This window comes from Sphingomonas pituitosa NBRC 102491 (assembly GCF_001598435.1).
In the GTDB taxonomy this organism is placed as follows: domain Bacteria; phylum Pseudomonadota; class Alphaproteobacteria; order Sphingomonadales; family Sphingomonadaceae; genus Sphingomonas; species Sphingomonas pituitosa.
On sequence record NZ_BCYY01000001.1, the window covers coordinates 549,547 to 575,092 of the forward strand.

The 25,546-nt window shown below is 68.5% G+C and carries 24 protein-coding genes; 14 read left to right on the top strand and 10 right to left on the bottom strand.

Annotation, left to right across the window (positions count from 1 at the left end; genetic code table 11):
- Positions 1–15: 15 nt before the first annotated feature.
- Together SPI01S_RS02455 and SPI01S_RS02460 are read left to right on the top strand one after the other, a co-directional pair.
- Positions 16–852, top strand: a complete 837-nt coding sequence (locus SPI01S_RS02455; RefSeq protein WP_066717488.1) for a p-hydroxycinnamoyl CoA hydratase/lyase — start codon at positions 16–18, stop codon at positions 850–852.
- A 35-nt stretch (positions 853–887) separates the two neighbouring features.
- The gene (locus SPI01S_RS02460) at positions 888–2,963 is read left to right on the top strand and encodes an acetate--CoA ligase family protein (RefSeq protein WP_066717492.1); all 2,076 of its coding nucleotides are present in this window, start codon (positions 888–890) and stop codon (positions 2,961–2,963) included.
- A 61-nt stretch (positions 2,964–3,024) separates the two neighbouring features.
- On the opposite strand, the gene SPI01S_RS02465 is transcribed toward SPI01S_RS02460, so the two are convergent.
- Positions 3,025–3,750 (bottom strand): alpha/beta fold hydrolase, encoded by a 726-nt coding sequence (locus tag SPI01S_RS02465; RefSeq protein WP_066717494.1) that lies wholly within the window; start codon positions 3,748–3,750, stop codon positions 3,025–3,027.
- A gap of 99 nt (positions 3,751–3,849) precedes the next feature.
- On the opposite strand from SPI01S_RS02465, the gene SPI01S_RS02470 reads away from it, so the two are divergent.
- Positions 3,850–4,674 carry a p-hydroxycinnamoyl CoA hydratase/lyase gene (locus SPI01S_RS02470; RefSeq protein WP_066717495.1) on the top strand — a complete coding sequence of 275 codons (825 nt, stop codon included), beginning with the start codon at positions 3,850–3,852 and terminating at the stop codon, positions 4,672–4,674.
- Here the strand turns inward: SPI01S_RS02470 and SPI01S_RS02475 are convergent.
- Positions 4,661–5,107, bottom strand: a complete 447-nt coding sequence (locus SPI01S_RS02475; protein WP_066717498.1) for a MarR family winged helix-turn-helix transcriptional regulator — start codon at positions 5,105–5,107, stop codon at positions 4,661–4,663. The two genes, SPI01S_RS02470 and SPI01S_RS02475, sit on opposite strands and share 14 nt — an antisense overlap.
- Before the next feature lie 86 nt (positions 5,108–5,193).
- Here SPI01S_RS02475 and SPI01S_RS02480 point away from each other — a divergent pair, with 86 nt between their 5' ends.
- The 7 genes from SPI01S_RS02480 to SPI01S_RS02510 all read left to right on the top strand — a co-directional run bounded on the left by SPI01S_RS02480 (position 5,194) and on the right by SPI01S_RS02510 (position 14,144).
- A complete protein-coding gene (locus SPI01S_RS02480; protein ID WP_066717731.1) occupies positions 5,194–6,615 on the top strand; it encodes an aldehyde dehydrogenase family protein in 1,422 nt (473 codons plus the stop codon).
- Between the two features lie 29 nt (positions 6,616–6,644).
- Complete coding sequence (locus SPI01S_RS02485; protein ID WP_084253219.1) at positions 6,645–7,532, top strand: AraC family transcriptional regulator; 888 nt, start codon at positions 6,645–6,647, stop codon at positions 7,530–7,532.
- Between the two features lie 90 nt (positions 7,533–7,622).
- On the top strand, positions 7,623–10,226 hold the full coding sequence (locus SPI01S_RS02490) for a TonB-dependent receptor (RefSeq protein WP_157084524.1): 2,604 nt from the start codon (positions 7,623–7,625) through the stop codon (positions 10,224–10,226).
- Positions 10,227–10,239: 13 nt separating this feature from the next.
- Entirely contained in the window at positions 10,240–11,322 is a 1,083-nt protein-coding gene (locus tag SPI01S_RS02495) for an NAD(P)-dependent alcohol dehydrogenase (protein WP_066717503.1), read from the top strand.
- Complete coding sequence (locus SPI01S_RS02500; RefSeq protein WP_066717506.1) at positions 11,319–12,290, top strand: alpha/beta hydrolase; 972 nt, start codon at positions 11,319–11,321, stop codon at positions 12,288–12,290. The genes SPI01S_RS02495 and SPI01S_RS02500 overlap by 4 nt, the downstream gene beginning before the upstream one ends.
- A 35-nt stretch (positions 12,291–12,325) precedes the next feature.
- On the top strand, positions 12,326–13,414 hold the full coding sequence (locus SPI01S_RS02505) for a Rieske 2Fe-2S domain-containing protein (RefSeq protein WP_066717509.1): 1,089 nt from the start codon (positions 12,326–12,328) through the stop codon (positions 13,412–13,414).
- A gap of 40 nt (positions 13,415–13,454) precedes the next feature.
- Positions 13,455–14,144: a GntR family transcriptional regulator gene (locus tag SPI01S_RS02510; RefSeq protein WP_066717512.1), complete on the top strand. Its 690-nt coding sequence runs from the start codon at positions 13,455–13,457 to the stop codon at positions 14,142–14,144.
- A 99-nt stretch (positions 14,145–14,243) separates the two neighbouring features.
- Here the strand turns inward: SPI01S_RS02510 and SPI01S_RS02515 are convergent, their stop codons facing one another.
- A complete protein-coding gene (locus tag SPI01S_RS02515) occupies positions 14,244–15,257 on the bottom strand; it encodes an aldo/keto reductase (RefSeq protein WP_066717515.1) in 1,014 nt (337 codons plus the stop codon).
- A gap of 2 nt (positions 15,258–15,259) precedes the next feature.
- Positions 15,260–16,429 (bottom strand): 4-hydroxybenzoate 3-monooxygenase, encoded by a 1,170-nt coding sequence (pobA, locus tag SPI01S_RS02520; protein WP_066717517.1) that lies wholly within the window; start codon positions 16,427–16,429, stop codon positions 15,260–15,262.
- A gap of 116 nt (positions 16,430–16,545) precedes the next feature.
- Here pobA and SPI01S_RS02525 point away from each other — a divergent pair, with 116 nt between their 5' ends.
- Positions 16,546–17,466 (top strand): helix-turn-helix domain-containing protein, encoded by a 921-nt coding sequence (locus SPI01S_RS02525; protein WP_066717518.1) that lies wholly within the window; start codon positions 16,546–16,548, stop codon positions 17,464–17,466.
- On the opposite strand, the gene SPI01S_RS02530 is transcribed toward SPI01S_RS02525, so the two are convergent.
- The 6 genes from SPI01S_RS02530 to SPI01S_RS02555 form a co-directional block, all read right to left on the bottom strand.
- Positions 17,424–18,365 (bottom strand): Gfo/Idh/MocA family oxidoreductase, encoded by a 942-nt coding sequence (locus SPI01S_RS02530; protein WP_066717520.1) that lies wholly within the window; start codon positions 18,363–18,365, stop codon positions 17,424–17,426. The two genes, SPI01S_RS02525 and SPI01S_RS02530, sit on opposite strands and share 43 nt — an antisense overlap.
- A gap of 23 nt (positions 18,366–18,388) precedes the next feature.
- Positions 18,389–19,234, bottom strand: coding sequence for a class III extradiol dioxygenase subunit beta (locus SPI01S_RS02535; protein ID WP_066717522.1), 846 nt, complete (start codon positions 19,232–19,234; stop codon positions 18,389–18,391).
- Positions 19,234–19,644, bottom strand: a complete 411-nt coding sequence (gene ligA / locus SPI01S_RS02540; RefSeq protein ID WP_066717525.1) for a protocatechuate 4,5-dioxygenase subunit alpha — start codon at positions 19,642–19,644, stop codon at positions 19,234–19,236. The genes SPI01S_RS02535 and ligA overlap by 1 nt, the downstream gene beginning before the upstream one ends.
- Complete coding sequence (locus SPI01S_RS02545) at positions 19,641–20,666, bottom strand: amidohydrolase family protein (RefSeq protein WP_066717531.1); 1,026 nt, start codon at positions 20,664–20,666, stop codon at positions 19,641–19,643. The genes ligA and SPI01S_RS02545 overlap by 4 nt, the downstream gene beginning before the upstream one ends.
- Positions 20,663–21,532, bottom strand: a complete 870-nt coding sequence (locus tag SPI01S_RS02550) for an NAD(P)-dependent oxidoreductase (RefSeq protein WP_066717739.1) — start codon at positions 21,530–21,532, stop codon at positions 20,663–20,665. Before SPI01S_RS02550 ends, SPI01S_RS02545 begins: the two co-directional genes overlap by 4 nt.
- Before the next feature lie 63 nt (positions 21,533–21,595).
- The gene (locus tag SPI01S_RS02555) at positions 21,596–22,753 is read right to left on the bottom strand and encodes a LysR substrate-binding domain-containing protein (RefSeq protein ID WP_084253220.1); all 1,158 of its coding nucleotides are present in this window, start codon (positions 22,751–22,753) and stop codon (positions 21,596–21,598) included.
- Between the two features lie 101 nt (positions 22,754–22,854).
- On the opposite strand from SPI01S_RS02555, the gene ligK reads away from it, so the two are divergent.
- The 3 genes from ligK to SPI01S_RS02570 are packed head-to-tail and all read left to right on the top strand — an operon-like array spanning position 22,855 to position 25,458.
- A complete protein-coding gene (gene ligK, locus SPI01S_RS02560) occupies positions 22,855–23,529 on the top strand; it encodes a 4-carboxy-4-hydroxy-2-oxoadipate aldolase/oxaloacetate decarboxylase (RefSeq protein WP_066717534.1) in 675 nt (224 codons plus the stop codon).
- Positions 23,522–24,583: a 4-oxalomesaconate tautomerase gene (locus SPI01S_RS02565; protein ID WP_066717537.1), complete on the top strand. Its 1,062-nt coding sequence runs from the start codon at positions 23,522–23,524 to the stop codon at positions 24,581–24,583. Before ligK ends, SPI01S_RS02565 begins: the two co-directional genes overlap by 8 nt.
- A complete protein-coding gene (locus SPI01S_RS02570) occupies positions 24,580–25,458 on the top strand; it encodes an amidohydrolase family protein (RefSeq protein ID WP_066717541.1) in 879 nt (292 codons plus the stop codon). The genes SPI01S_RS02565 and SPI01S_RS02570 overlap by 4 nt, the downstream gene beginning before the upstream one ends.
- Positions 25,459–25,546: the final 88 nt, after the last annotated feature.

The window sequence follows — 25,546 nt, forward strand, 5'->3', positions numbered from 1 at the left end:
ACCTAAGGACTGCACATGACCGAGACGAGCAGCAACGGCGTCGTGGCCTACGACGTCGAAGGCGGAATCGCGTGGGTTCGATTCAACCGCCCCGAAAAGCGCAACGCCATGTCGCCGACGCTCAATCGCGACATGATGGAGGTGCTCCACGCCCTCGAATTCCGCGACGATGTCGGCGTGCTGGTGCTGAGCGGCGAAGGCGCCGCCTGGTCGGCCGGCATGGATCTCAAGGAATATTTCCGCGAGACCGAGGCTGGCGGCCTGGGCGCGGTGCGCCAGGCGCAGCGCGAAAGCTATGGTTGGTGGCGCCGCCTGCGCTGGTACCAGAAGCCGACGATCGCGATGGTCAATGGCTGGTGCTTCGGCGGCGGCTATGGCCCGCTGTTCGCCTGCGACCTCGCCTTCGCGGCGGAAGAGGCGCAGTTCGGCCTCTCCGAGATCAACTGGGGCATCCTGCCCGGCGGGGGTGCCACCAAGGTGGCGGTGGAGCTCGCCTCGTTCCGCAACGCGATGTACCACGCGCTGATGGGCGAGAATATCGACGGCCGGAAAGCCGCCGAATGGGGCCTTGTCAACGAGGCGCTGCCGCTCGACCAGCTCAAGGCGCGCGTCGCCGAAGTGGCGAACGTACTGCTGAAGAAGAACCCGGTGGCGCTCAAGGCAACCAAGGATGCGGTCCGCCGCGTCTCGATCATGAGCTATGACGATGCCGAGGATTATCTGGTCCGCGCGCAGGAAGCCGCGAACAGCTTCGACAATGAAGGGCGCAAGGAAGGCATCCGCCAGTTCATCGACGAGAAGAGCTACAAGCCCGGTCTCGGCGCGTACGACAAGGATCGCACCCGCGCCTGATCTTCCCCTGCCCTTTTGAGAAACGGACGCCAGCAATGGATCTCGCCCGCCTGCTTACCCCCCGTTCGGTCGCCATCGTCGGCGCCTCCGAAAAACCCGGCGCGCTGGGCGCGACGGTGCTCGCCAACCTCGTCCGCCACGGCTTCGCGGGCGATATCCACCTGATCAACCCCAAGCGGGAAACGATCGAGGGGCGGCCCTGCCTCGCCTCGATCGACCAGCTCCCGCACGGGGTGGACGCCGCCATCCTCGCCATTCCCGGCCCCGCCGTGCTCGACGCCATCCGGGCGCTGGCCGCGCGCGGCGTGGGCGCGGCGATCATCTTCTCGGCGGGGTTCGCCGAGGGCGGCGCGGACGGGCTGGCGGCGCAGGCCGAAGTGGCGCGCATCGCCCACGAGCACGGCATGGTGGTGGAAGGGCCGAACTGCCTCGGCCTGACCAACAACGTCGCCGGCGTCCCCCTCACCTTCGTCGAGATGCCACCGCTCGACGTGACGGGCCTCCCCTGCGTCGGCATCGTCTCGCAGTCCGGCGCGATGGCGGCGGTGCTCGGTACCACGCTGACGGCCAAGCAGCTCGGCGTCTCGGCCTGGATCTCGACCGGCAACGAAGCGGCCTCCGGCGTCGAGGATTATGTCGCCTGGCTGATCGACGAGCCGAACACGCGCGTGATCGCGATGATCGTCGAGCAGTTCCGCAAGCCGGCGCGCTTCCTGGCGCTCGCGGCGCAGGCCAAGGCGGCGGGCAAGCCGATCGTGCTGCTCCACCCCGGCACGTCGAGCGCCGCGCGCGACAGCGCCGCGACGCACACCGGCGCGATGGCGGGCGACTGGTCGCTGATGAAGACCAAGGTCACCCGCGCCGGCGTGGTGGTGGTCGAAAGCCTGGAGGAGCTGGGTGACGTCGCCGAGATCCTCGCGCGCACCCCGCCGCTGCCGCAGGGCGGCGTGGCGGTGCTGGCGGAATCGGGCGCGTTCAAGGCGCTGACGCTCGACCTCGCCGAGCGGATCGGCATGCCCCTGCCGGCGATCGGCGGCGCGACCCATGACGCGATCCGCGCGACGCTGCCGGACTTCATCGGCGTTTCCAACCCGATGGACCTCACCGCCCAGGCCCTTGTCGATCCCGACCTGTACCGCCGCACGCTGGATCCGCTCCTTGCCGACCCGGCCTATGCCGCGGTCGTGCTGGGCATCATCCAGACCGATGCCGGCACCTGCGCGCGCAAGTTCCCGCCGATCACCGCGGCGGTGCGGACGCTGGCCCCGACCAAGCCGGTGATCTTCGCCGGGCTGGACGAAGGCGCACCGGTGCCGCCGGAGATGATCGCGGCGCTGCACGCCGAGAATGTCCCCTATTTCCCCACCGCCGACCGCGCCTTCCGCGCGCTGACGCGCCTGCTCGAACCCGAGCGGCACCAGGCGGTGGAGGCCGCGACGCCGGTGGCTATCGCGCTGCCGCGCGGCGTGGTGCCCGAATATCTGGCGAAGCGCGCGCTCGCCCCGCTCGGCATCCCGTTCCCGCCGGGCGACTTCGCCCAGACGCCGGACGAGGCCGTCGCGATCGCGGAACGGGTCGGCTATCCGGTTGCGCTGAAGGCCCAGGCGGTAGCGCTCAGCCACAAGAGCGATGCGGGCGGGGTGATCCTCTCCATCGCCGACGAAGCGGCGCTGCGGGCGGCGTGGCGAAAACTCTACGCCAACGTCGCAGCCTATGATGCCGGCATCGTGCTCGACGGCGCGGTGGTCGAGGCGATGGGCGAACGCGGCGTCGAGCTGATCGTCGGCGCGCGCAACGATCCCGAATGGGGGCCGGTGATCCTGGTCGGGCTGGGCGGGGTAACCGCCGAGCTGATGAAGGACGTGTGCCTGCTGCCCCCGGACCTCACCCGCGAGAGCATCGTCGCGGCGCTGCGTCGCCTGAAGGGTGCGGCGCTGTTCGACGGCTATCGCGGGGCACCGGCGGTGGACCTCGATGCGGTGGCGGCGATCGTGCAGACGCTCGGCCGCCTGCTGGCAGGCACGCCCGCCATTCGCGAGATCGACCTCAACCCGGTGATCGCCCGTCCCGACGGCGCGGTGGCGCTCGACGCGCTGATCCTCACCGCCTGAATCCCCCCGGGGAAGGCCGTCGGCACGGGCTCCCCTGTCCCGTGCCGACGGCCAAACACCGTTAGGTCGAATCCGCGCCGCGGTGGAGCAGACCATGGGCAACGGCCCAATCGGCAATCGCCGCCGCCGTCGCCTCGGGCGCCTCGACCGGCAGCATGTGGCCCGCGCCTTCGACGATCCGGAGCGTGGCCTGCGGTGCGAGCGCATGCATCGCCGCGTGCTGGGCAGGCGGCGACCAGCGGTCCTGATCGGCCGAGAGCAGCAGCACCGGGCCGCGATACCCCGCCAGCACCGGCCCCGCATCGGTACGGCCGAGCAGCGCGGTGATCTGGCCGAGATAGGCCTGCAGCAAATACCCCTCCACCATCGCGCGCAGGCCCGGCATCAGCGCCGCCACCCGCGCCGGCGCTGCGCCCATCATCGGCGGCAGCCAGGCCTCGGCAAGCGCCGCCATCCCCTGCCCCTGGGCGATATCGATCAGTCGCTGGCGCCCTGCCCCCTCGCTTTCCGCGGGCGGATGCACCCCGGTATTGGCGAGCACCAGCCCCGCGATCCGATCGGGCGCCTGCCGCACCGCCTCCAGCGCGACACGCCCGCCCATCGAATGACCGACCAGTACCAGCGGGCCAGCCGTGGCGGCGAGCACCGACTCCGCCATCGCCGCGAGCGAATCAAAACCCGGAAATGCGAAGATCCGGCCCGGCAGCGCCTCCGCCACCGGCGCCCATACCCGCGCATCGCTGAGCAACCCGCAGAGAAAAACGAAGCTGGGCAACGGCTTGGACATAGACAACTCTCCTTGCGGGCAGATCGAACGCTGCCCCTTCCCGAACGGCTTATTGTATGCCAATGATACATTCAAACGGCAATCGATGGAGAGGTTCGGATGATCACCAAGGACGGCGTTTCGTATCGCGTCGAGGACCGCATCGCATGGGTCTATTTCGCCCGGCCCGAAAAACGTAACGCGATGAACCCCGCGCTCAACCGGCGCATGGCGGAAGTGTTCGACGAGCTGGAATTCCGCGACGATGTCGGCGTGCTGGTGCTGAGCGGCGAGGGTAATGCCTGGTCCGCCGGCATGGACCTCAAGGAATATTTCCGCGAAACCGAAGCGCAGGGACTAGGCGGCATCCGCCGGTCGCAGCGCGAAAGCTATGGCTGGTTCCGCCGCCTGCGCTGGTTCCAGAAGCCGACGATCGCGATGGTCAATGGCTGGTGCTTCGGCGGCGGCTTCGGCCCGCTGTTCGCCTGCGACCTGGCCGTGGCAGCCGACGACGCCAAGTTCGGGCTGAGCGAGATCAACTGGGGCATCCTGCCGGGCGGCGGCGTCACCAAGGTGGTGGTCGATCTGCTGCCGATGCGCGACGCGATGTGGCTGACGCTCACCGGCGACCTGATCGACGGCAAGCAGGCCGCCGCCTGCCGGCTGGTCAACGAAAGCGTGCCGCTCGACCGGCTGGAAGCGCGCACCCGCGAAATCGCCGAACTACTGCTCAAGAAGAACCCCGTAGCGCTCAAATTCGCCAAGGACGCGGTGCGCCGCGTCGGCAACCTGACCTATGACGAGGCCGAGGACTATCTCGTGCGGATGCAGGAAGCGGCCAACTTCCACGACAAGAGCGAAGGCCGCAAGGAAGGCATCCGCCAGTTCATCGACGAAAAGAGCTACAAGCCCGGGCTGGGCGCCTACGACCTCAATCGCAGCTGAGCGGTTCGTGGATCCGTTGCAGCAGCTGGAGCAGCGCGGCATGTTCGGTTCTGGACAGATCGGCGAGGAGCGGCGCCTCGGAATCGCGCAGCCGCGCGATCATTTCGGGCAGCTGCGTCTCGCCTTCACCGGTCAGGTGCAGCGCATGGCTGCGCAGGTTGCGCCCCGCGCGCCGCTCCACCAGCCCGCGCTCCACCAGCAGGTTGACCAGCTTCATCGCGCTCGCGCGGTTGATCGACAGGGCCCTGCCGAGCGCCGACTGGTCAAGGCCCGGCTGGGCGCGGATCAGCGCCAGCGCCGTCACCCGCGCGGGCGAGATGCCGTACGGCGCCAGCGCGGCATACGCGGCCTCCATCAGTCGCAGGCGCGCCATCTGCAGCTGGTAACCGATGAGCGCGTCGAGTTCGGGATCCTGGGGAGCGGGCTTGGTCATCTTGTCCGGTTGGTATGCCTGGGATACATTTTATCAAAATAGAAGATCCGCCGCAGCGAGTCGCGGCCTGTTTTAGGAGAATGGCATTGGAACGCACCTTCAAGCTGTTGATCAATGGCGAGGCCGTGGACGGCGCATCGCAGTTCGACGTGATCAATCCTGCCACCGCCCAGCCGTTCGCGCGCTGCCCGAAGGCGGACGCCGCGCAGCTCAACGCCGCCGTCGCTGCGGCCAAGGCCGCCTTCCCCGCCTGGGCCGCGACGCCGATCGAGGAACGCGCCGCCAAGGTCGAGGCGGTCGCCGCGCGGCTGCAGGAGCGGTTGAGCGAATTCGCCAGCCTGCTCACCACCGAACAGGGCAAGCCGCTCGACCAGGCAACGGGCGAGGTGATGGGTACGGTGTTCACGCTGCGCGCCTTCACCGAGATGCGGCCTGAAACCAAGGTGCTGCGCGACGAGGGCGGCAATCGCGTCGTCGAGCATCGCACCCCGCTGGGCGTGGTCGCGGCGATCACGCCGTGGAACTTCCCGATGATCCTGGCGGCGAACAAGATCGGCCCGGCGCTGGTCGCCGGCAACACCATGGTGCTCAAGCCCGCGCCGACCACCCCGCTCACCTCGCTGCTGCTGGGCGAGATCTTCGCCGAGCTGCTGCCGCCGGGCGTGATCAACATCATCTGCGACCAGAACGACCTCGGCGCGCTGCTCACCACCCATCCGGACGTCGCCAAGGTCGCCTTCACCGGCTCCACCGCGACCGGCAAGAAGGTGATGGCGAGCGCCGCCGAGGGCGTGAAGCGCGTGACGCTGGAGCTGGGCGGCAACGATGCCGCGATCGTGCTCGACGATGTCGAGCCGGCGCTGGCCGCGAAGAAGGTGTTCCAGGGCGCGATGTACAATGCCGGGCAGATCTGCGTGGCGGTGAAGCGCGCCTATGTGCCCGAGGGCATGTACGAGGAATTCTGCACCGAGATCGCCCAGCTTGCCCGCGACGCGGTGGTCGACGACGGCGCCAAGCAGGGTGCCAAGGTCGGCCCGGTGCAGAATGCGATGCAGTTCGAGAAGGTGAAGGCGCTGATCGAGGATGCCAGGCAGCGCGGCACCGTGCTGGCCGGCGGCGACGCGCTCGATCGCCCCGGCTATTTCATCCCGCCGACGATCGTCCGCGACCTCGACGACGATGCCCCGCTGGTCCGCGAGGAACAGTTCGGCCCGGTGCTGCCGGTGCTGAAGTATCGCGACATCGACGAGGTGATCGCCCGCGCCAATGATTCCGACTATGGCCTTGGCGGCACGATCTGGGGCCGCGACGTCGCCCGCGCGACCGAAGTGGCAATGAAGATCGACAGCGGCACGGTGTGGGTGAACCAGCATCTCGCCATCGACCCGCGCATTCCGTTCCGCGGATCGAAGCAGTCGGGCCTGGGCGGCGAGCTCGGCCAGGCGGGGCTGCACGAATATACCCAGGCGCACATCGTCAACGCCGTCGAGCTGGAGCCTTCGGCCTGAGCGCGGTCGAACATTTCACCACCCAGGGGGTGCCGCTCCAACGGCGGCACCTCTTCTGGCGCGACATCGTCGCCGAAGCCTTTCCGGGCATGACCGCCATCGCCCCGGAAGGCATCCGCGCCGATCTCGCCCGGTGGAACCTGGGTCCGGTGGGCCTCGCCCGCGCCCGCAGCGGGCGGGCGCAGGTACGGCGCGAGGTCAATCGCGACGGGCATAACGTGCTGCTCCATCTCCAGCGGCGCGGGCGGCTGACGATGCTGCACGGCGACGCGGCCGTCTCCGGGGGCATGGGCGACATCCTGATCGCCGACGACAGCCGGCCCTATGCGATCGACATTTCCGACGCGAACGAATGCCTGATCCTGCAAGTCCCCTCCGCACTGCTGGGCGACGGGATCGGGCTGGGCGCGCTGCATGGCCGGCTGCTGCCGGGGCAGGACCCCCATGTCGCCTTTCTCAACCATATGCTGCTGGGGCTCTGGGACCAGCGCGCGATGCTCGGCGCCGTGGATGACGGCGTGGGCGAACTGCTGGTCGACGCGACGCGGCTCGTCTGCCGCCAGCAGCGTAACGCGCCGTTCGTCGCAGGCGGCGCCGAGACGCCGGTCGCCTATGCGCTGCGGCACCTGAACGATCCCGAGCTCGGCACGGCGAGCCTGTGCGCCGCAACCGGCCTGAGCCCCCGCGCCGTCCAGAAGGCGTTCCTGCGCGAGACCGGGCTGACGCCCACCGCCTTCGTCACCGAACGCCGGCTCACCCGCGCGGCCGAACTGCTGGTGGCAGAGCCGGGGCGCAGCGTGACCGACATCGCCTTTGCGCTCGGTTTCAACGACGCCGCCTTCTTCAGTCGCTGTTTCCGCCGCCGCTTCGGTACCACGCCGCGCGAATGGCGCATGGCTGGTGCGCGTCCGTCCTGATCGCGGTGCGCGCCCGTCCAAGACGGGTCCGCGGCGAAGCGCTAGCCTCCTCCCATAAGACGCCAAAAGGCGTGTCATCGGGAGAGGAAAATGCGCATAGGTCTCGCCACCGCCCTGCTCGCTTCGGCGGCATGGACGGCGCCCGTCTGGGCCCAAACCACCGAACAACCTGCCCAGCCGGAATCCAAGCAACAGGATAGCGGCATCGCCGAAATCGTCGTGACGGCGCAGAAGCGCGCCGAAAACGTCCAGGACGTGCCGATCGCCATTTCGGCCTTCGGGGCGAACACGCTGCAGGAGCGCGCCGTCGGCAGCGTCGCCCAGCTTTCGGCACTCGCGCCCAACGTCAATCTCGATGCCGGCACACCCTTTTCCGGATCGCCCGCCGTACTCTCCGCCTATATCCGCGGCATCGGCTCGGACGATTTCGCCTTCAACATCGATCCCGGCGTCGGCCTCTATCTCGACGGCGTCTATCTCGCCCGCACCGTGGGCGCGAACCAGGACCTGATGGACGTGGCGCGCGTCGAGGTGCTGAAGGGCCCGCAGGGCACGCTGTTCGGGCGCAACACGATCGGCGGCGCGATCTCGATCGTCACGCGCGATCCGGGCAAGAATTTCCGCGTCCAGGGCGACGTGACCACCGGCAGCTACAAGCGGCTTGGCGTGCGCGGCGCGATCGACATTCCGATCACCAGCGAGCTGGGCACGATCCTCAGCTTCGGCGTGCAATCGCGCGACGGCTTCCTCAAGCGCATCCCCTATCCGGACCAGCGCGCCAACAACACGCCGTCCTACACCGCCTTCTCCGCCGCCGGATACGGCAATTCCCCGCGCGAGGGCGGCAACGACAACTGGAACCTGCGCGGCAAGGCAAAATGGTCGAACGGCGGGCCACTTACCCTCACCCTCTCGGGCGATTACAGCCGCGACAAGGGCACCAGCGCCAACAAGCTGATCGCCACGGCGGAGACGGTCCCCGGCAATTTCGCGGGCACGGCCAACCTGCCCGGCACCGGGTTCGATCCCACCGGCACCACCGGCTTCAACTTCGCCGGACTGTACAATTTCTGCATCGGCGCCACCCAGGCCCAGATCGCCGCGCGCGGCGCCTCGGCGCTGTGCGGCACCTCCGGCACCCAGTTCAACCCGCGCTTCCAGGTGCCGAGCTATGCCGGGGTGAATGTCGACAGCAATCCGTCGAACAATCGCCTGCCCTGGGACAGCCGCTACCTGATCGCCGATCCGGACAAGAGCTATGCCACCGGCAACGCCTTTTCCGACCTGAAGAACTGGGGCTTCTCCGGCGTGATCGACTATGACCTGAGCGATGCGATCGCGCTCAAGTCGATCACCGCCTATCGCCAGCTCAACTGGAGCGCAGGGCTCGATGCGGACGGATCGCCGCTCAACTTCCTCCAGCTCAGCTTCACCATGCGCCAATGGCAGTTCAGCCAGGAAGTGCAGCTGCTCGGCAAGGCGCTGGACAACAAGCTGAACTACGTGCTCGGCGGCTATTACTTCAAGGAAGCCGGCAACCTCCATGATTACGTGACCTTCGCCGAGGGCCAGGTCCAGGTCGACGGCCCCAATCGGCTCGAGACCGCCAACTATGCCGCGTTCGGGCAGGTCGACTATCGCGCGTTCGACTGGCTCGGCCTCACGATCGGCGGCCGCTACACCAGCGAGAAGAAGCGGTTCGAGGGCGGTCAGCAGGAGCTGAACGGCTTCAACTACAAGCTGTTCGGCTGTTCGGATGCGAACGGCAACATCACGCCGAACGGCCCCTTCCCGCTAGCGCCGATCCCCTGCCAGGCAGGCCTTGGCTATCCCGATCCGAACAACCCGGTGCGCGTCTATGTGCCCGGCATGAACCGCAAGACGTTCAGCGACTTCTCGCCGAAGTTCGGCGTGCAGCTGCATCCGAACGACGACGTGATGGTCTATGGCAGCTGGTCGCGCGGCTACAAGACCGGCGGCTGGACGACCCGGCTGACCAACCCGCAGGGCAATGTCGCGCCCGACTTCAACGAGGAAAACGCGACCACCATCGAGGTCGGCGTGAAGTCGTCGCTGTTCGATCGCAAGCTGCAGCTCAACGCCGCTGCGTTCACCACCGACTACAAGGACATCCAGCTCAACATCCAGATCGGCACCTCGCCCACCATCGCGAATGCCGGCGATGCGCGGATCCGCGGGTTCGAGCTGGAAGCGATCGCAGCCCCGGTGCGCGGTCTCACGATCAACAGCTCGATCGGCTATATCGACGCCTATTACACCCGCGTCTCGGCCGCCGCCGCCGCGGTGGGCGGGCCGAGTCCCTTCCAGGCGGGCACCGTGGTCGGCGCGCCGCTGCCCAAGACGCCGAACTGGAAGATCAACATCTCGCCGCGCTACGAAACGCGGATCGGCAATGGCGGTTCGGTGACCCTGCTCGCCGACTGGAGCCACGCCAGCAGCGTGTGGAACGATACCCAGCGCACCTTCGTGCTTCGGCGCGCGGCGGTGGATCTGGTCAACGCCAGCATCGCCTATCAGGAGCCCGGCGACCATTGGACGCTGACGGTGGGCGGCACCAACCTCACCGACAACCGCTACCTCACCTCCGGCGGCGCGAACATCGCCGACGGCACCTTCTTCGGCACCTATAGCCGCCCGCGCGAATGGTATGCGCGCTTCGGCTTCAAATTCTAGGGGAAGCACGATCATGGACATCCAGGCGGCCGTTACCGAGACGGCAGGCGGCAGCTTCCGGATCGAGACGCTGCGGATCGACGCGCCGGGCACCGAGCAGGTGCTGGTTCGGATCGTCGCCTGCGGCGTCTGCCATACCGACATGGTGATGCGCGACGGCGCGCTGCCGGTGCCCTTTCCTGCCGTGTTCGGGCACGAGGGCGCCGGCGTGGTCGAGGCGGTGGGACCGGGGGTGACGGGCCTCGCTCCCGGCGACCAGGTGCTGCTCAGCTTCGACAGCTGCGGCGCCTGCCCGGCCTGCCACGACCATCAGCCCGGCTACTGCCCCGAATTCTTTCCGCGCAACTTCCTCGGCGCGCTCGCGCCCGAACAGGGCGGGCTGTGGCGGGGCGCGGATCGGATCGGCAGCAACATCTTCGGCCAGTCCGCCTTCGCCACCCACGCACTCGCCCATCCGCGCAACGTGGTGAAGGTGGATGCCGATCTGCCGCTCCACCTGCTCGCCCCGCTCGGCTGCGGCATCCAGACCGGTGCCGGTACCGTATTGGAGACGCTGAAGGTCGACGCCGGCCAGTCGATCGCGGTGTTCGGCGCCGGCGCCGTAGGGCTGGCGGCAGTGATGGCGGCGGCGATCGCCGGCGCAGGGCGGATCGCGCTGCTGGACCGCCACGCGCACCGGCTCGAGCTCGGGCGCGAGCTGGGCGCGACCGACACCGCTACCGGTCTCGAAATGCTCAGCGGGCCGTTCGACCATATCGTCGACACCACCGGCGTCCCGGCGCTGCTCGGGCCGGCAGTCGGCCTGCTCGCCGCGCGCGGCACGCTGGCGCTGGTCGGCGCCTATCCGTCCGATCCCAAGCTCGCGATCGACGCGTCCGCGATCATGAGCCTCGGCCGGCGGATCGTCGGCGTGGTGGAAGGCGGCATCGATCCGCAACGCTTCATCCCCGAGCTGATCGAACATTACCGGGCCGGCTGGCTGCCGATGGAGAAGCTGGTCCGCACCTATCCCTTCACCGCCATCGCCCAGGCCGTCCACGATTCGGAAACCGGCGCCGTCATCAAGCCGGTGCTGCTGATGGAGCAGGAAATATGAGCGCAGCCACGCCGCGGCCCGACGTTGCCGCCTTCCTTGCCTATCTGGCGGAGAACGTCGCTCCGCCGCTGTCTGCATTGCCGGTCGAGGCAGCGCGGCTGGTGATGCGGGCGAATTGCGCCGTCGCCGATCTGCCCCCGCTCCCGCTGGCGCGGGTGCAGGATTGGACGGTGCCGGGCCCCGCCGGGCCGATCGCCGCGCGGCTCTACGATCGGCGGCTCGATCGCCTGTCCGGTCCGCTGGTCCTGTTCTTCCATGGCGGCGGCTTCGTGATCGGCGATCTCGGCACGCATCACAGCTTCTGCACCTGGCTGGCCGACACGCTGGATCTGCCGGTGCTGGCAATCGACTATCGTCTGGCCCCCGAACATCGCTTCCCCGCCGCTGTCGAAGATGCCGAAGCCGCCGCACGCTGGATCGCGCAGGCGCCCGACATCTTCGGCTTCCAGGTGACCGGCATCATCCCCTGCGGCGACAGTGCGGGCGGCAATCTCGCCATCGTGACGACGCAGCAGCTGGCGCGTCGGCCCGCGGAGGTGCCCGTGCTGGCCTGCTGGACTCTCTATCCCTATGTCGGCGGGGGAACCGACTGGCCCTCCCAGCGCGCCTTTGGCCAAGGCTTTTTCCTCAGCACCGAAGACGGGGCCTGGTTCAACCGGCAATATGATGCCGCGATCGGCGATCCGCGCCACGATTGCCTGGACGGGCCGATCCCCATGGTGCCGCTGTTGCTGCACACCGCCGCGCTCGATCCGCTGCACGACGCGGCCCATGCCTATGCCGACCGGGTGGAAGCGCGCGGCGTTCCGGTACGAAGGCTGGAGGCCTCGGGCATGATTCACGGCTTCGTCAATTTCCGCCAGGCACTTCCGTCCGCGCAGCAGGACTGCGCCGCCTTCGCGGCCGCCGCCACCGAGATGCTCGCGACGCTTCGGCACGAGGCCACGCTTGACACCGCGCCCGCTTGAGCTTCTATTGGATCCAATAATGGAGAGTACGCATCATGCTCGGGCAAGCCGCCACCCCGCCTAGCGATTCGCAACCCTGGCCCAAGGATGCCTGGTACGTTGCTGCATCCGCCGGCGAACTCACCGATCGCCCGCTCGGCCGCACGATCTGCGGGCAGCCCCTGGTGTTCTTCCGCGGCGCGGAAGGGCAGGTCGTCGCCCTGGAGGACTTTTGCCCGCATCGCGGCGCGCCGCTGTCGCTGGGTTTCGTGCAGGACGGGGCGCTGGTGTGCGGCTATCACGGCCTGGTGATGGGGTGCGCCGGACGCGCGACCTCGATGCCCGGCCAGCGGGTGGAGAAGTTCGCCGGCATCCGTCGCTTCGCCGTCATCGAGCGCTATGGCTTCATCTGGGTCTGGCCCGGCGAGGCCGAGACCGCCGATCCCGCCAAGCTCCACCATCTCGCCTGGGCCGAGAGCCCCGAATGGGCGTATGGCGGCGGCTATTACCACATCGCCTGCGACTATCGCCTGATGGTCGACAACCTCATGGATCTCACCCACGAGACCTATGTCCACAGCACCAGCATCGGCCAGAAGGAAATCGACGAGGCGCCGGTGGAAACGCTGGTCGAGGACGGGCAGGTCGTCACCCGCCGCTTCATGGACGGCATCGAGGCCCCGCCCTTCTGGAAGATGGCGCTGCGCGGCGCCGGGCTCCCGGACGACCAGCCGGTCGACCGCTGGCAGATCTGCCGCTTCACCCTCCCCAGCCATGTCCTGATCGAAGTCGGCGTCGCGCTCGCCGGCAAGGGTGGCTACCACGCCGAGGATCGCTGGAAGGCGTCCAGCACGGTCGTCGACTTCATCACCCCGGAGACCGAGACCTCGCACCATTATTTCTGGGGCATGGCGCGCCGCTTCGCGGTGGCCGACGAGGCGCTGACCGACACCATCCGCGCCGGGCAGGGCAAGATCTTCGGCGAAGACCTGGAGATGCTGGAGCGGCAACAGGCCAATCTGCTGCGCTATCCCGAACGCCGGCTGATGAAGCTCAACATCGATGCCGGCGGCGTGCGTTCGCGGCTGATGATCGAGCGTGCGATCGCGGCAGAGCGCGCGCCCGAGGCGGAGGTCGCCGCCTAACCCCTTGCCCGGCGCCGCACCGGTGCTTTAACCCCGCGCGATGGAAAAGCCTGCCAAGCCGGGCCAGCAGGTGCTGGTCGCGCTCCGCCGGATGATCGCCGACGGGACGATCAAGCCCGGCGACCGGATCGCCGAGATTCCCACGGCCGAGGCGCTGGGCGTCTCTCGGATGCCGGTGCGCACCGCCCTGCGCGCGCTGGAGCATGAAGGGCTGGTCGTGAAGCTCGGCGCGCGCGGCTATACGCCCCGCCCGGTGGATGCCGATGCGATCACCGGCGCCATCGAGGTGCGCGGCGCGCTGGAAGGGCTGGCGGCACGGCGCCTGGCGGAACGCCGGCCGACCGCGCAGGAGGAAGCGCGCCTCGCCGCGATCCTGGCCGACGGCGACGCGCTGTTCGCCAAGGGCTATCTGGAAAACGGCGATCTCGACGGCTTCTATCGCTACAACCTTGCCTTTCACGATCTGCTGATCGCCGCGAGCGGCAATCCGTCGATCGAACTGGCGCTGACGCGCAACAACCACCTGCCCTTCGCGTCCGCCGCAGCGCTGGCGCTGGACTGGGACGACCTGGAAGGCGAATATCGCCACCTGCTCGCCGCGCACCGCGAGCACCATGCAGTGTTCCAGGCGATCCGCAGCGGCGATGCCGACCAGGCCGAGCGGCTGATGCGCGGCCATGCCGGCGCGGCGATCGCCAACCGCAAGGCATTCCGGATGTTGACGGCGTAGCCGGCGGCTAGAGCGTTTTCACGTTGAGTGAAGACGCTCTAGGTTTCTGATTGCCGCAATTCCGAGCCGTCGACCGTAAACGGTCAACTTGAAAATGCGCTAGGAGGCGAGCGGCTCGTCGGCCCAGGTCTCGGTATCCACCTGCGTCTGGGCTTCGCGGGCATAGCGCGGGCCGGCGGCGGCATTGGGCGGGAACAGCGCATCCACCTGCGCCAGCGCCTCGACCGGCACCGGGTGCGCGAAGGTGCCGAGCAGGTCGTCGAGATGATCGATCCGGGTGGTGCCGGGGATCGGCACGATGAAGTCGCGCCGCGACAGCACCCAGGCCATGCAGAGCTGCGCCATGGTGCAGCCGGCGGCCTCGGCGATCGCGCGGAAACGGGCGGCCATCGCCAGATTGTGGGCAAGATTGTCGCCCTGGAAGCGCGGCATGCCGCCCCGCAGATCGCCCTGCGGCACGCCTTCGGCGCCCACCCCGCCGGCGAGCAGCCCGCGTGCGACCGGCGAGAAGGCAACGAAGCCGGTGCCCAGCTCGGCGCAGGCATCGAGCACGGCGATCTCGGGATTGCGCGTCCACGGCGAATATTCGGTCTGCATCGCCGCGATCGGATGTACGGCATGGGCGCGGCGCAGCGTCGCCGCCGACATTTCGGAAAGGCCGATCGCGCCGATCTTGCCCGCCTCCACCGCGCGGGCGAGCGCGCCGACCGATTCCTCGATCGGCACGTTCGGATCCAGCCGGTGCATGTAATAAAGGTCGATATGCTCGGTACCCAGCCGGCGCAGCGAATCCTCCAGCGTGCCGGTGATCGCCTCCGGGCTGCCGTCGATCCCGCGCTTGCCGTCCGCCCCTCCCAGCACGCATTTGCTCGCCAGCGTGAACTCGGCGCGGCGGTGCATCACGCTGCGGCCCAGCAGTTCCTCGTTCGCGCCGAAGCCATAGAGTGCCGCGGTATCGAGGAACGTCACCCCCGCATCCAGCGCGTGGAGCAGCAGCCGCGCCCCCTCGGCCGCATCGGGGCGCGGCAGATAGGCGTGGCTGAGGTTCATGCAACCGAGCCCGATCGCGGAGACGGTGAACGGGCCGATGGTACGGGTGGGCAGCGTCGTCATGGTCAGAGCGGCAATCCTACATAGTTTTCGGCGATCGTCGTCTGGGCCGCGCGCGACGTGGCGATATAGTCCAGGTCGGCCAGCTGCATCCGGCGATCGAACGCATCGCTATCCGGGAAACGATGCATCAGCTTGGTCAGTTGCCACGAGAAGCGCTCCGATTTCCAGACCCGTGCGAGCGCCTTTTGCGAATATCCGCCGATCGCGTCCTGATCCCCCGCCTTGAAGTGGCGGACCAGCGCATCGGACAGGTAATGCACGTCCGAAGCGGCCAGGTTCAGCCCCTTCGCGCCGGTGGGCGGCACGATGTGCGCGCTGTCGCCCGCGAGCAGCAGCCGGCCATGGCGCATCGGCTCGAAGACGAAGGAGCGCAAGGGCGCGATCGACTTTTCGATCGCCGGGCCGCGGGTGAGGTTCGCTGCCGCTTCGGGCCCCAGGCGCACCGCCAGCTCGTCCCACAGCCGGTCATCGGGCCAGAGGCCGATATCCTCGTCCACCGGCACCTGGATGTAATAGCGGCTGCGCGTCGCCGAGCGCATCGAGGCGAGCGCGAAGCCGCGATCGTGGTTGGCGTAGATCAGCTCGTGGTGGCAGGGCGGCACGTCGGCCAGGATGCCGAGCCAGCCGAACGGATAGACCTTCTCATAGGCGGTGCCGACATGTCCCGGGATCGCCTTGCGCGAGGGACCGTGAAAGCCGTCGCAGCCGCAGAGGAAATCGGCGTCGATCCGTTCTTCGCGGCCGTCCCTGGTGTAGGTGAGATAGGGCGCATCGCTGTCGACATCGTGCAGCGCGACGTCCGCCGCGCCGTAGACCACCTGGAGGCCGCGTTCGGGGGCCGCTTCCATCAGGTCGCGGGTCAGTTCGGTCTGGCCATAGACGAGCACGTGATGGCCGGTGAGCTCGGTGACGGGAATGCGGATCAGCCGGTCGCCATCGGCCAGCGCGAAGGCGTCGTGCGGCAGGCCTTCGCGGTGCATACGGTCTGCCAGCCCCACCCGCTCCATCAGCATGGTGGCGGTGCGCTCCAGCACGCCGGCGCGGATGCGGCCAAGGACATAGTCGGGCGTCGCGCGCTCGACGACGACGACCTCGATGCCTTCCGCCCGCAGCAGATGGCCGAGCAACAGGCCAGCGGGACCCGCACCGATGATCGCAACCTGGGTTCGCATATGCGCCTCTCCACATGTTTTCGTTGGCGGTGATGCTGCCGCAACCGGGGGCGCCGCGTGAGGGAGAGATCAACCTTTTACTTGGACGATTCGCCCGGTCGTGCAACAACTATCCGATGCGCGAGCGCAGCCCCGTCCCCGCCTTCTACCTCTATGGCGAGCCGCAGCGCGGCGTGACCGAGGGGTTCGTGCACGTCGAGAGCCTCGACGATCGCTCGCGCCCGAGTGAATGGACGATCCGCCCGCACCTCCACCGCGATCTCCACCATGTGATCCTGATCGCCGAGGGCGGCGGATCGATGACCGCCGAAGCCGAGACAGTGGTGTTCGACGCGCCCGCGCTGCTGCTGGTGCCGGCGGGGATCGTTCACGGCTTCACCTGGCATCGCGAGTCCCGCGGCTGGGTATGCACCATCGCCGACAGCTATTTCGCGCAGCTCGCCACGCGCGACGCGGCGCTGGAAGCGCTGTTCCGCACGCCCCAGGCGCTGTCGCTCGCGATGCCCGAGCGCGACGCGGTCGCCGCGCTGCTTGCCGAGGTGCAGCAGGAACTGAACTGGTCCGCACCCGGCCAGCGCGCGGCGGTCGAGGCGGCGCTGCTCGCCATCCTGGTACGCAGCCTGCGCCATGCCCGGCCGGCGCACGCGGAAGGCACCGGAAACCGGCGCGAGGCGGAGATCGTCGCGCAGCTGCGGGCGCGGATCGAGGAGCGGTTCCGGTTTCGCGAACCCGTCGGCGTGCACGCCCGGGCGCTGGGGGTGAGCGTCACCGCATTTCGGCTCGCCTGCGCGCGGGTCGCCGGCAGCAGCCCGGCCGCGATGCTCGATGCCCGCGCACTGCTCGAGGCGCGGCGGCTGCTGCTCTATTCCAACCTGTCGGTGGGCGAGATCGCCGACGCCGTGGGCTTCGAGGATCCCGCCTATTTCTCGCGCTTCTTCGCGCGGCATGTCGGCATGTCGCCGCGCGCCTTTCGCGAGCGCGCGGCCACGAAGGCTCAGCCGGCCAGCTGCGCTTCCAGCTCGCCGAGCACGCGGTAGCAATCGAACACCTGCGCCACCGAGCTGTTCGGATCGCGCCCCTCGCGGATTGCGGCCACGAACTCGCGGTCCTGCAGCTCGATGCCGTTCATCGACACGTCGACCTTGCTCACGTCGATCGGCGCTTCCTTGCCGTCCACCAGATCGTCGTAGCGGGCGATATAGGTGCCGTTGTCGCAGATATAGCGGAAGAAGGTGCCCAGCGGCCCGTCATTGTTGAAGCTGAGCGACAGCGTGCAGATCGCGCCGCGCTCGCTCTTCAGCTGGATCGACATGTCCATCGCGATGCCGAGTTCGGGATGGATCGGCCCCTGCACCGCATGCGCCTGGACGATTCGGCCCGCCTGATAGGCGAACAGGTCCACCGTATGTGCGGCGTGGTGCCAGAGCAGATGATCGGTCCAGCTGCGCGGCTGGCCCTTGGCGTTGATGTTCTTGCGGCGGAAAAAATAGGTCTGCACGTCCATCTGCTGGACGGCGAGCTCGCCCGCGGTGATGCGGTTGTGCACCCATTGGTGGCTGGGATTGAAGCGCCGGGTGTGGCCGACCATGCAGACCAGCCCCGTCTCCTGCTGCTTGGCCAGCACCGCCTGCGAGTCCGCCCAGCTGTCCGCCAGCGGGATCTCGACCTGGACGTGCTTGCCGGCGTCCATGCAGGCGATCGCCTGTTCGGCGTGCATCTGGGTGGGGGTGCAGAGGATCACCGCGTCGACATCGTCGCGGGCCAGCGCATCCGCGAGCTCGGTCGAATGGTGCTTTGCGCCGTATTTCTCGGCGACCGCGGCGGCCTGCTCGCCGGTGCGGCTGATGATCGAGGTGATCTCCACCCCGTCGATCTTCTGCAGGCCATCGAGATGCTTTTCGCCGAACGCACCGGCGCCGGCCAGGGCAATACGCATGGAGGTCTCCTGTAAGTCTTGGATCAGCGGACGGGTTCGAGCACGAGATGCCCGACCGCGGTGTTGGAAGCAGGCACATGATAATGGCGGTGCAGCGCCCGCACGTCGCGCCCCAGCGCGCCGCGCATGATCAGCCACATCACCATCTCGATGCCTTCGGACCCGGTCTCGCGCAGATATTCGATGTGCGGGATGGCGCGCAGTTCAGGCCCATGCGGCCCGCTCATCATGTCGAGGAAACGGTTGTCCCACTCGGCATTGATCAGCCCCGCGCGCGGCCCCTGGAGCTGGTGGCTCATGCCGCCGGTGCCCCAGACCTGTACGTTGAGGTCTTCCGGATAGCTGGCCACCGCCCGCGCGATCGCCTCGCCGAGCAGCCAGCAGCGATTGCCGGTGGGCGGCGGATAGGTGACGACGTTGACCGCGATCGGCACCACCTGGACAGGCCATGCCTCGGGCTGGCCGAACATCACACTCAGCGGCACGGTGAGGCCGTGATCGACCTGCATCTCGTTGACGATGGTGATGTCGAACTCGTCGAGGATGCAGCTCTGCGCGATATGCCAGGCAAGATCGGGATGGCCGATCACGTCGGGCACCGGCCGCGGACCCCAGCCCTCGTCGCAGATGCCGTAGCGCTCGGCGCAGCCGATGGCGAAGGTGGGGATCACCCGCATGTCGAACGCCGAGGCATGGTCGTTATAGACCAGGATCACGACATCGGGCTTCTCCTGCGCGATCCAATGCTTGGACCAGTCGTATCCGGCGAACACCGGCTGCCAATAGGCGTCGGCGGTCTTGCCCAGATCCATCGCTGCCCCCACGGCGGGAACATGGCTGGTCGCGACGCCCGCGGTAATCCGTGCCATCATCGTTTCTCCCGGATCGATCGGACGCCCACGGGCGAACGCCCGCCGGCAACCATCATCGCCTGATAGTCCTGCGTGCTCATTCCCGTCATCGTGCCCACCGCCTGGAGGAAGCTGAGGCCGTCGGTCGAGAAGAGCTTGGCGAGGAAATAGATGTTGCCGCCCAGATCGAGGCAGCGATTGTAATCGCGGTCGAGCAGCGCCTGCTTCTGCTCTTCGCTGAGCGGCCATGCATCGAGATAGGCGCGCTCGTCCGCCTTGAAGCGCTCGCGGTTGTCGGCCGTCATCAGGCTCATCGCGAACTGGTTCATCCAGTACCCCTGCCGCGCCCGCGCAGCGGTGTAGACACGGGTGCCGGGGATGTCCTCCAGTTCCGCCAGATATTCGTGGATGTCGGTATGGCCGCTCATAGCCCCCTCGCCTTCAGCTGCGCGTCGAGCCGCGGGAAGACGCGGCGGGCATTGCCCTCGAAGATCGCGTGACGCTCCGCCTCGCTGAGCGGCAGCGCGTCGATGTAGCGTTTGGTATCGTCGAAATAGTGGCCGGTGGTGGGGTCGATGCCACGCACCGCGCCAACCATCTCGGAGCCGAACAGGATGTTCTTGTTGTCGATCACATCGGCCAGCAGGTTGATGCCCGGCTGGTGATAGACGCAGGTGTCGAAGAAGATGTTGTGCATCAGATGCTCGTCGAGCGACGGCTTCTTCAGCATGTCCGCCAGCCCCCGATAGCGCCCCCAGTGATAGGGCACCGCGCCGCCGCCATGGGGCACGATGAAGCGCAATGTCGGGAAATCCTTGAACAGGTCGCCTTCGAGCAGTTGCATGAACGCGATCGTGTCGGCGGCGATGTAATAGCCGCCGGTGGCGTGCATCGCCGGGTTGCAGCTGCCCGAGACGTGGATCATCGCCGGCACGTCCAGCTCGACCATCTTCTCGTAGAAGGGGTACCAGTAACGGTCGGTCAGCGGCGGATGGGTGAAGTGGCCGCCGCCGGGATCCGGGTTGAGGTTGCAGCCGATGAAGCCGAGTTCGGTGACACAGCGCTCCAGTTCCTCGATCGAGCCGGCCATGTCCGCCTTGGGGCTCTGCGGCAGCATGCACACGCCGACGAAGACGTCCGGATACAGGCCCACGACGCGCGCGATCAGGTCGTTGCAGCGCCGCGCCCATTCCCGCGCCACACCCTCGTCGCCGACATGCGGCGCCATCGCCGATGCACGCGGCGAGAAGATCGTCAGGTCGGCGCCGCGCTCCTGGATCAGGCGCAGCTGGTTGGCCTCGATCGTCTCGCGGATCTCGTCGTCGCTGATCTCCGGATAGGGCGGCGGCGTCTCGCCGGCCTTGAAGGCGGCCTTTTGCGCCTCGCGCCAGGCATCATGGCCCTTGGGCAGCACGGTGTAATGGCCGTGGCAGTCGATGATCATCGTCATGCGGATTTCGTCCTCTCCTCGATCGCGGCGAGCTTGGCCCCCAGCCCGTCCGGCGGGGTGCCGAGCCCGAGCGTGCCGATCGCGCGCTGGCGCGCGACAGTGCCGCGGGTCATGGCGGCGCCGGTGCCCAGCGCCTCCAGCGTCTTGACCACTTCTTCCATCTCGGCGGCGCGGCGCAGCCCGTGGATCATCATGCGGTCGAAATTATAGTCGGCGCGCGCGTCCCACGGCCGCGGCTTCTCGCTGGCATCCAGCGAGGCGAGCACCGCGTCGCGCACCCCCGCCGCCTCGGCCGCGAGCATGCACTCGGCGGTCAGCGCCTCGATGCCCTTGACCATCACCGACCGGATCATCTTGATAGACGAGGCCTGGCCGACGGTGTCGCCGACCACGCGGATATTCTGGAAGCCCAGTGCGGCCAGCGCCGCCGCCGCCGCTTCCGCCTGCGCGCCGCTCAGCAACAGCGGCACGGCAAGCCGCGCGGGATCGACCGGCGCGAGGATGGCGAGGTCGACATAGTGCGCGCCCGCCGCCTCCACTGCGCGGGCGGCCGCCTGCTTGGTCTGCGGGGCGACGCTGTTGCCGTCGCAATAGAGTGCGCCCGGTGCCAGATGCGGCGCGGCAGCCTCGGCCGCGGCCAGCGCCTGGTCGGCGGTGACGAGCGACAGGACGAGCGGCCGGCCGGCCAGCGCCTCGGCCAGCGTCGCGGCGCCCTCCACGCCGGCTTCGGCATAGCGTTCGCGCATCGCTGCGGCGTCGTGGGTGTCGGTCTTGCGATCGAACACGCGCGCCGCTTCCCAGCCGCCGGCGCGGGCGAAGGTGGATCCAGCCTCTCCAAAGCCGATCAGGGCGATCGTATCGGTCATGGCGGCGGCATGGCCGAGCCCGGCAGCGGCGGCCAATCGAATCCGCCGGCCCGCTATAAGTTTTTACGTATAGAGGGCCGTGGCCGAAGCCTGGATCGTCGCCAGGAACGCCGCCTGGGCACGGGTCGGCCGCCAGTCGGCGCGGTGGGTCACGCCGATCGTGCGGGTCACCGCACCCGGCGCCGGGCCCAGATCGACCAGCATGCCGCTGGCCAGCTCCACCGACAGCTGGTCGACCGAAAGCAGCGTGAGTTCGTCCCCCGCCTGGAGCAGTTCGCGGATCGTCATCACCGAACCGCATTCGATCGGCACCGGCGGCAGCGGTCCGCCGATCGCCGCGAACAGGTTTCGCCACAGCGTGCGCAGCGGCGTGCCCTCGGGCGGCACGATCCAGCCGTAGCGGTGCAGCGCAGCCAGCCGGTCCGCTTCGCCCGCCAGCGGGTGCCCTGCGCGACCGATGATCGTCGGTCGGTCGTCGAACAGGCTTGTCTGGACAAGGTCCGCCCCCAGCGTCGCGGGATCGCGGACGGCGCCGATCATCAGATCGATCTCGCCGTCGCGCAAGGGGCCCACCAGTTCGCCATGCGCCCCTTCGTGGATCAGCAGGTCGATGCCCGCATGGTCGCGCCGGAACGCATTGATCGCATGGGGCAGCAGCCGTGCCCGGCACAGCGGCATCGCGCCGATCGAGATGCGGCCCGACGCCCGCCCGAACAGCTCGCCGAGATCCTCGACGCCCGCGCGCAGCTCGGCCAGCGCGAGGCGCAGCCGCCGCGCGACCTGCACGCCGTGATGCGTCAGTACCAGCCCGCGCCCGCGCCGATCGACCAGCCGCTGCCCCAGCGCCAGCCCGAGATCGCCGACCGCACGGTGGAGCGACGAAACCGTCACCCCCGCGCCCTGCGCCGCCGCCGGATAGCTGCCCTGCTGTGCGAGCGCCACGAAGGCGCGGAGCTGCGCCGCCGTCACCCGGTTGCTGCCGATCAGCCGCAGCGCCGCCTCGACGCGCGGCACCAGCCGCAGTGCCGCCTCGGTCGGCGTCATCCCGGTGGCGCGCCGCTCGAACAGCGCAAGGCCCAGCTGCGCTTCCAGCTTGGCGATGCCCTGCGTCGCCGCCGGCTGGGTGAGGTGCACCGCCTCCGCCGCGCGACTGACGCTGCCCAGACGCACCGCGGCGGCCATCACGGCGAGATGACGGATATTGAGCTGATCGACCTGCACCCAGCACGATTAGCAAAAACTAATGGCCCTGCCATCCTTCCGATTGGCTCGCCGCGACGGACGCGCGCACCTCCCCGGCAAAAGAAGCCAGAGGAGCTGCCATGTCGGGCATCGTCGTCCAGAATATCGAGCGCGCCGATCCAGCGGTGATCGACGGCCTCGCCCATGCCGGCGTGGCGACCGTGCACGAGGCGCAGGGCCGCACCGGCCTGCTCGCACCGCATATGCGCCCGATCTATGCCGGGGCGCGGATCGCGGGCAGCGCCGTCACCATCTCCGCGCCGCCGGGCGACAACTGGATGGTGCATGTCGCGATCGAGCAGCTGCGCGAGGGCGACATCCTGGTACTGGCGCCGACCAGCCCGTGCACCGACGGCTATTTCGGCGACCTGCTCGCCACTTCCGCCCAGGCGCGCGGCTGCCGCGGGCTGATCATCGATGCCGGGGTGCGCGACATACGCGACCTGACCGCGATGGGCTTTCCGGTCTGGTCCAAGGCGGTCCATGCGCAGGGCACGATCAAGGCCACGCTCGGTTCGGTCAACGTGCCCGTCGTATGCGCGAACGCGCTGGTCAACGCAGGCGACGTGATCGTCGCCGATGACGACGGCGTATGTGTCGTCCCCCGCGCCCAGGCCGCCGCCGTACTCGAAAAGGCGCAGGCCCGCGAGGCGCTGGAGGAGGCCAAGCGCCAGCGGCTGGCCGCCGGCGAACTCGGGCTCGACATCTACGCCATGCGCCCGAAGCTCGAAGCGATGGGGCTGAAATATGTCTGAGCCACTCTCCGCCCGCGTGATGTGGATGCGCGGCGGCACCTCCAAGGGCGCGTTCTTCCTCGCCGACGACCTGCCCGCCGACACGGCCGCGCGCGACGCCTTCCTGCTGCGGATCATGGGCTCGCCCGATCCGCGCCAGATCGACGGCATGGGCGGCGCCGATCCGCTGACCAGCAAGGTCGCGGTGGTCAGCAAATCCACCCGCGACGGCGCCGATGTCGACTATCTGTTCCTTCAGGTGTTCGTCGACCAGGCGATCGTTTCCGACGCGCAGAATTGCGGAAACATCCTCGCCGGCATCGGTCCCTTCGCCATCGAACGCGGGCTGGTCGAGGCACAGGACGGCGAAACCCGCGTCCGCGTCTATCTGGTCAATACCGGCCAGCGCGCCGAGATCCTGGTGCAGACCCCGCAGGCCCGCGTCACCTATGCCGGCGACGCGCGGATCGACGGCGTGCCCGGCACCGCCGCCCCCATCCCGCTGGAGTTCCGCGACACCGCCGGCTCCTCGTGCGGCGCGCTGCTGCCCAGCGGCAACGCGGTGGACGTGGTGGAAGGCGTGCTCGTCACGCTGATCGACAACGGCATGCCCTGCGTGGTGCTGAAGGCAGCGGATGTCGGCGTCACCGGCTATGAGGATCGCGACACGCTCGACGCCGATATCGCGCTCAAGGCCCGGATCGAGGCGATCCGCCTCGCGGTGGGTGAGCGGATGAACCTGGGCGACGTGCGCGAGAAGTCGGTGCCGAAGATGATGCTGGTTGCGCCACCCAAACACGGCGGTGCGGTGACGGTGCGTAGCTTCATCCCGCACCGTGCGCACGCCTCGATCGGCGTGCTCGGCGCGGTGAGCGTCGCCACCGCGTGCCTGCTCCCCGGCTCGCCCGCCGCCGAGGTCGCGGTGATCCCGGCGGGGCGGCGCAAGACGCTGTCCGTCGAGCACCCCACCGGGGAGACGACCTGCGTGATGGAACTGGACGAAAACGGCGCAGTGGTCACCGCGGCAATGCTGCGCACCGCGCGAAAGCTGATGGACGGAGAGGTTTTCGCATGAGCCGCATCACCAGCTGGCACGCCGATCCCAGCGTGCCGCGCTTCACGCCGCCGCCCGGCGCCGTCGACGCGCACTGCCACGTCTTCGGGCCGATGGCCGAGTTTCCCTTCAGCGCCAAGGCCAAGTATCTGCCCGAGGATGCCGGGCCCGAGATGCTGTTCGCCCTGCGCGATCGGCTGGGCCTTTCCCGCAACGTCATCGTCCAGGCGAGCTGCCACGGCACCGATAACGCGGCGACGCTCAGCGCGATCGCCAAATCGGAAGGCCGTGCGCGCGGCGTCGCGGTGGTCGATCCCGCGATCGGCGATGCCGAGCTGGAGGCACTGCATGCAGGCGGCATCCGCGGCGTGCGCTTCAACTTCCTCAAGCGCCTCGTCGACGATGCCCCCAAGGACAAGTTCCTGGAGATCGCCCGCCGCATCCAGCCGCTCGGCTGGCATGTCGTCGTCTATTTCGAGGCGGACATCCTTGCCGAGTTGCGTCCCTTTCTCGACGCGATCCCCACGCTGCTGGTGATCGACCATATGGGCCGGCCGGACGTAACGCAGGGCCCCCACGGCCCCGACATGCGGGCGTTCCGCGCGCTGCTCGACAGCCGCGACGATATCTGGACCAAGGTCACCTGCCCCGACCGGCTCGACGCCAAGGGGCCGCCCTGGAACGACTTCGCGGCCGCCGTCGCGCCGCTCGTCGCCGATTATCCGGATCGCGTGCTGTGGGGCACCGACTGGCCCCACCCGAACATGCAGGACACGATCCCCGATGACGGCGCGCTGGTCGACATGATCCCCCGCATCGCTCCCACGCGCGCGCTGCAGCACAAGCTCCTGGTCGCCAATCCGACGCGGCTCTACTGGCCGGAACAAGCCGTCTGAAAACCTCAAGGGCCCTGCGTAGGTTGAACGCACGGGAGCTGCGCGACCTACCTTTCGGATGACGCGGAGAGAAGTTGTGGATCACTTT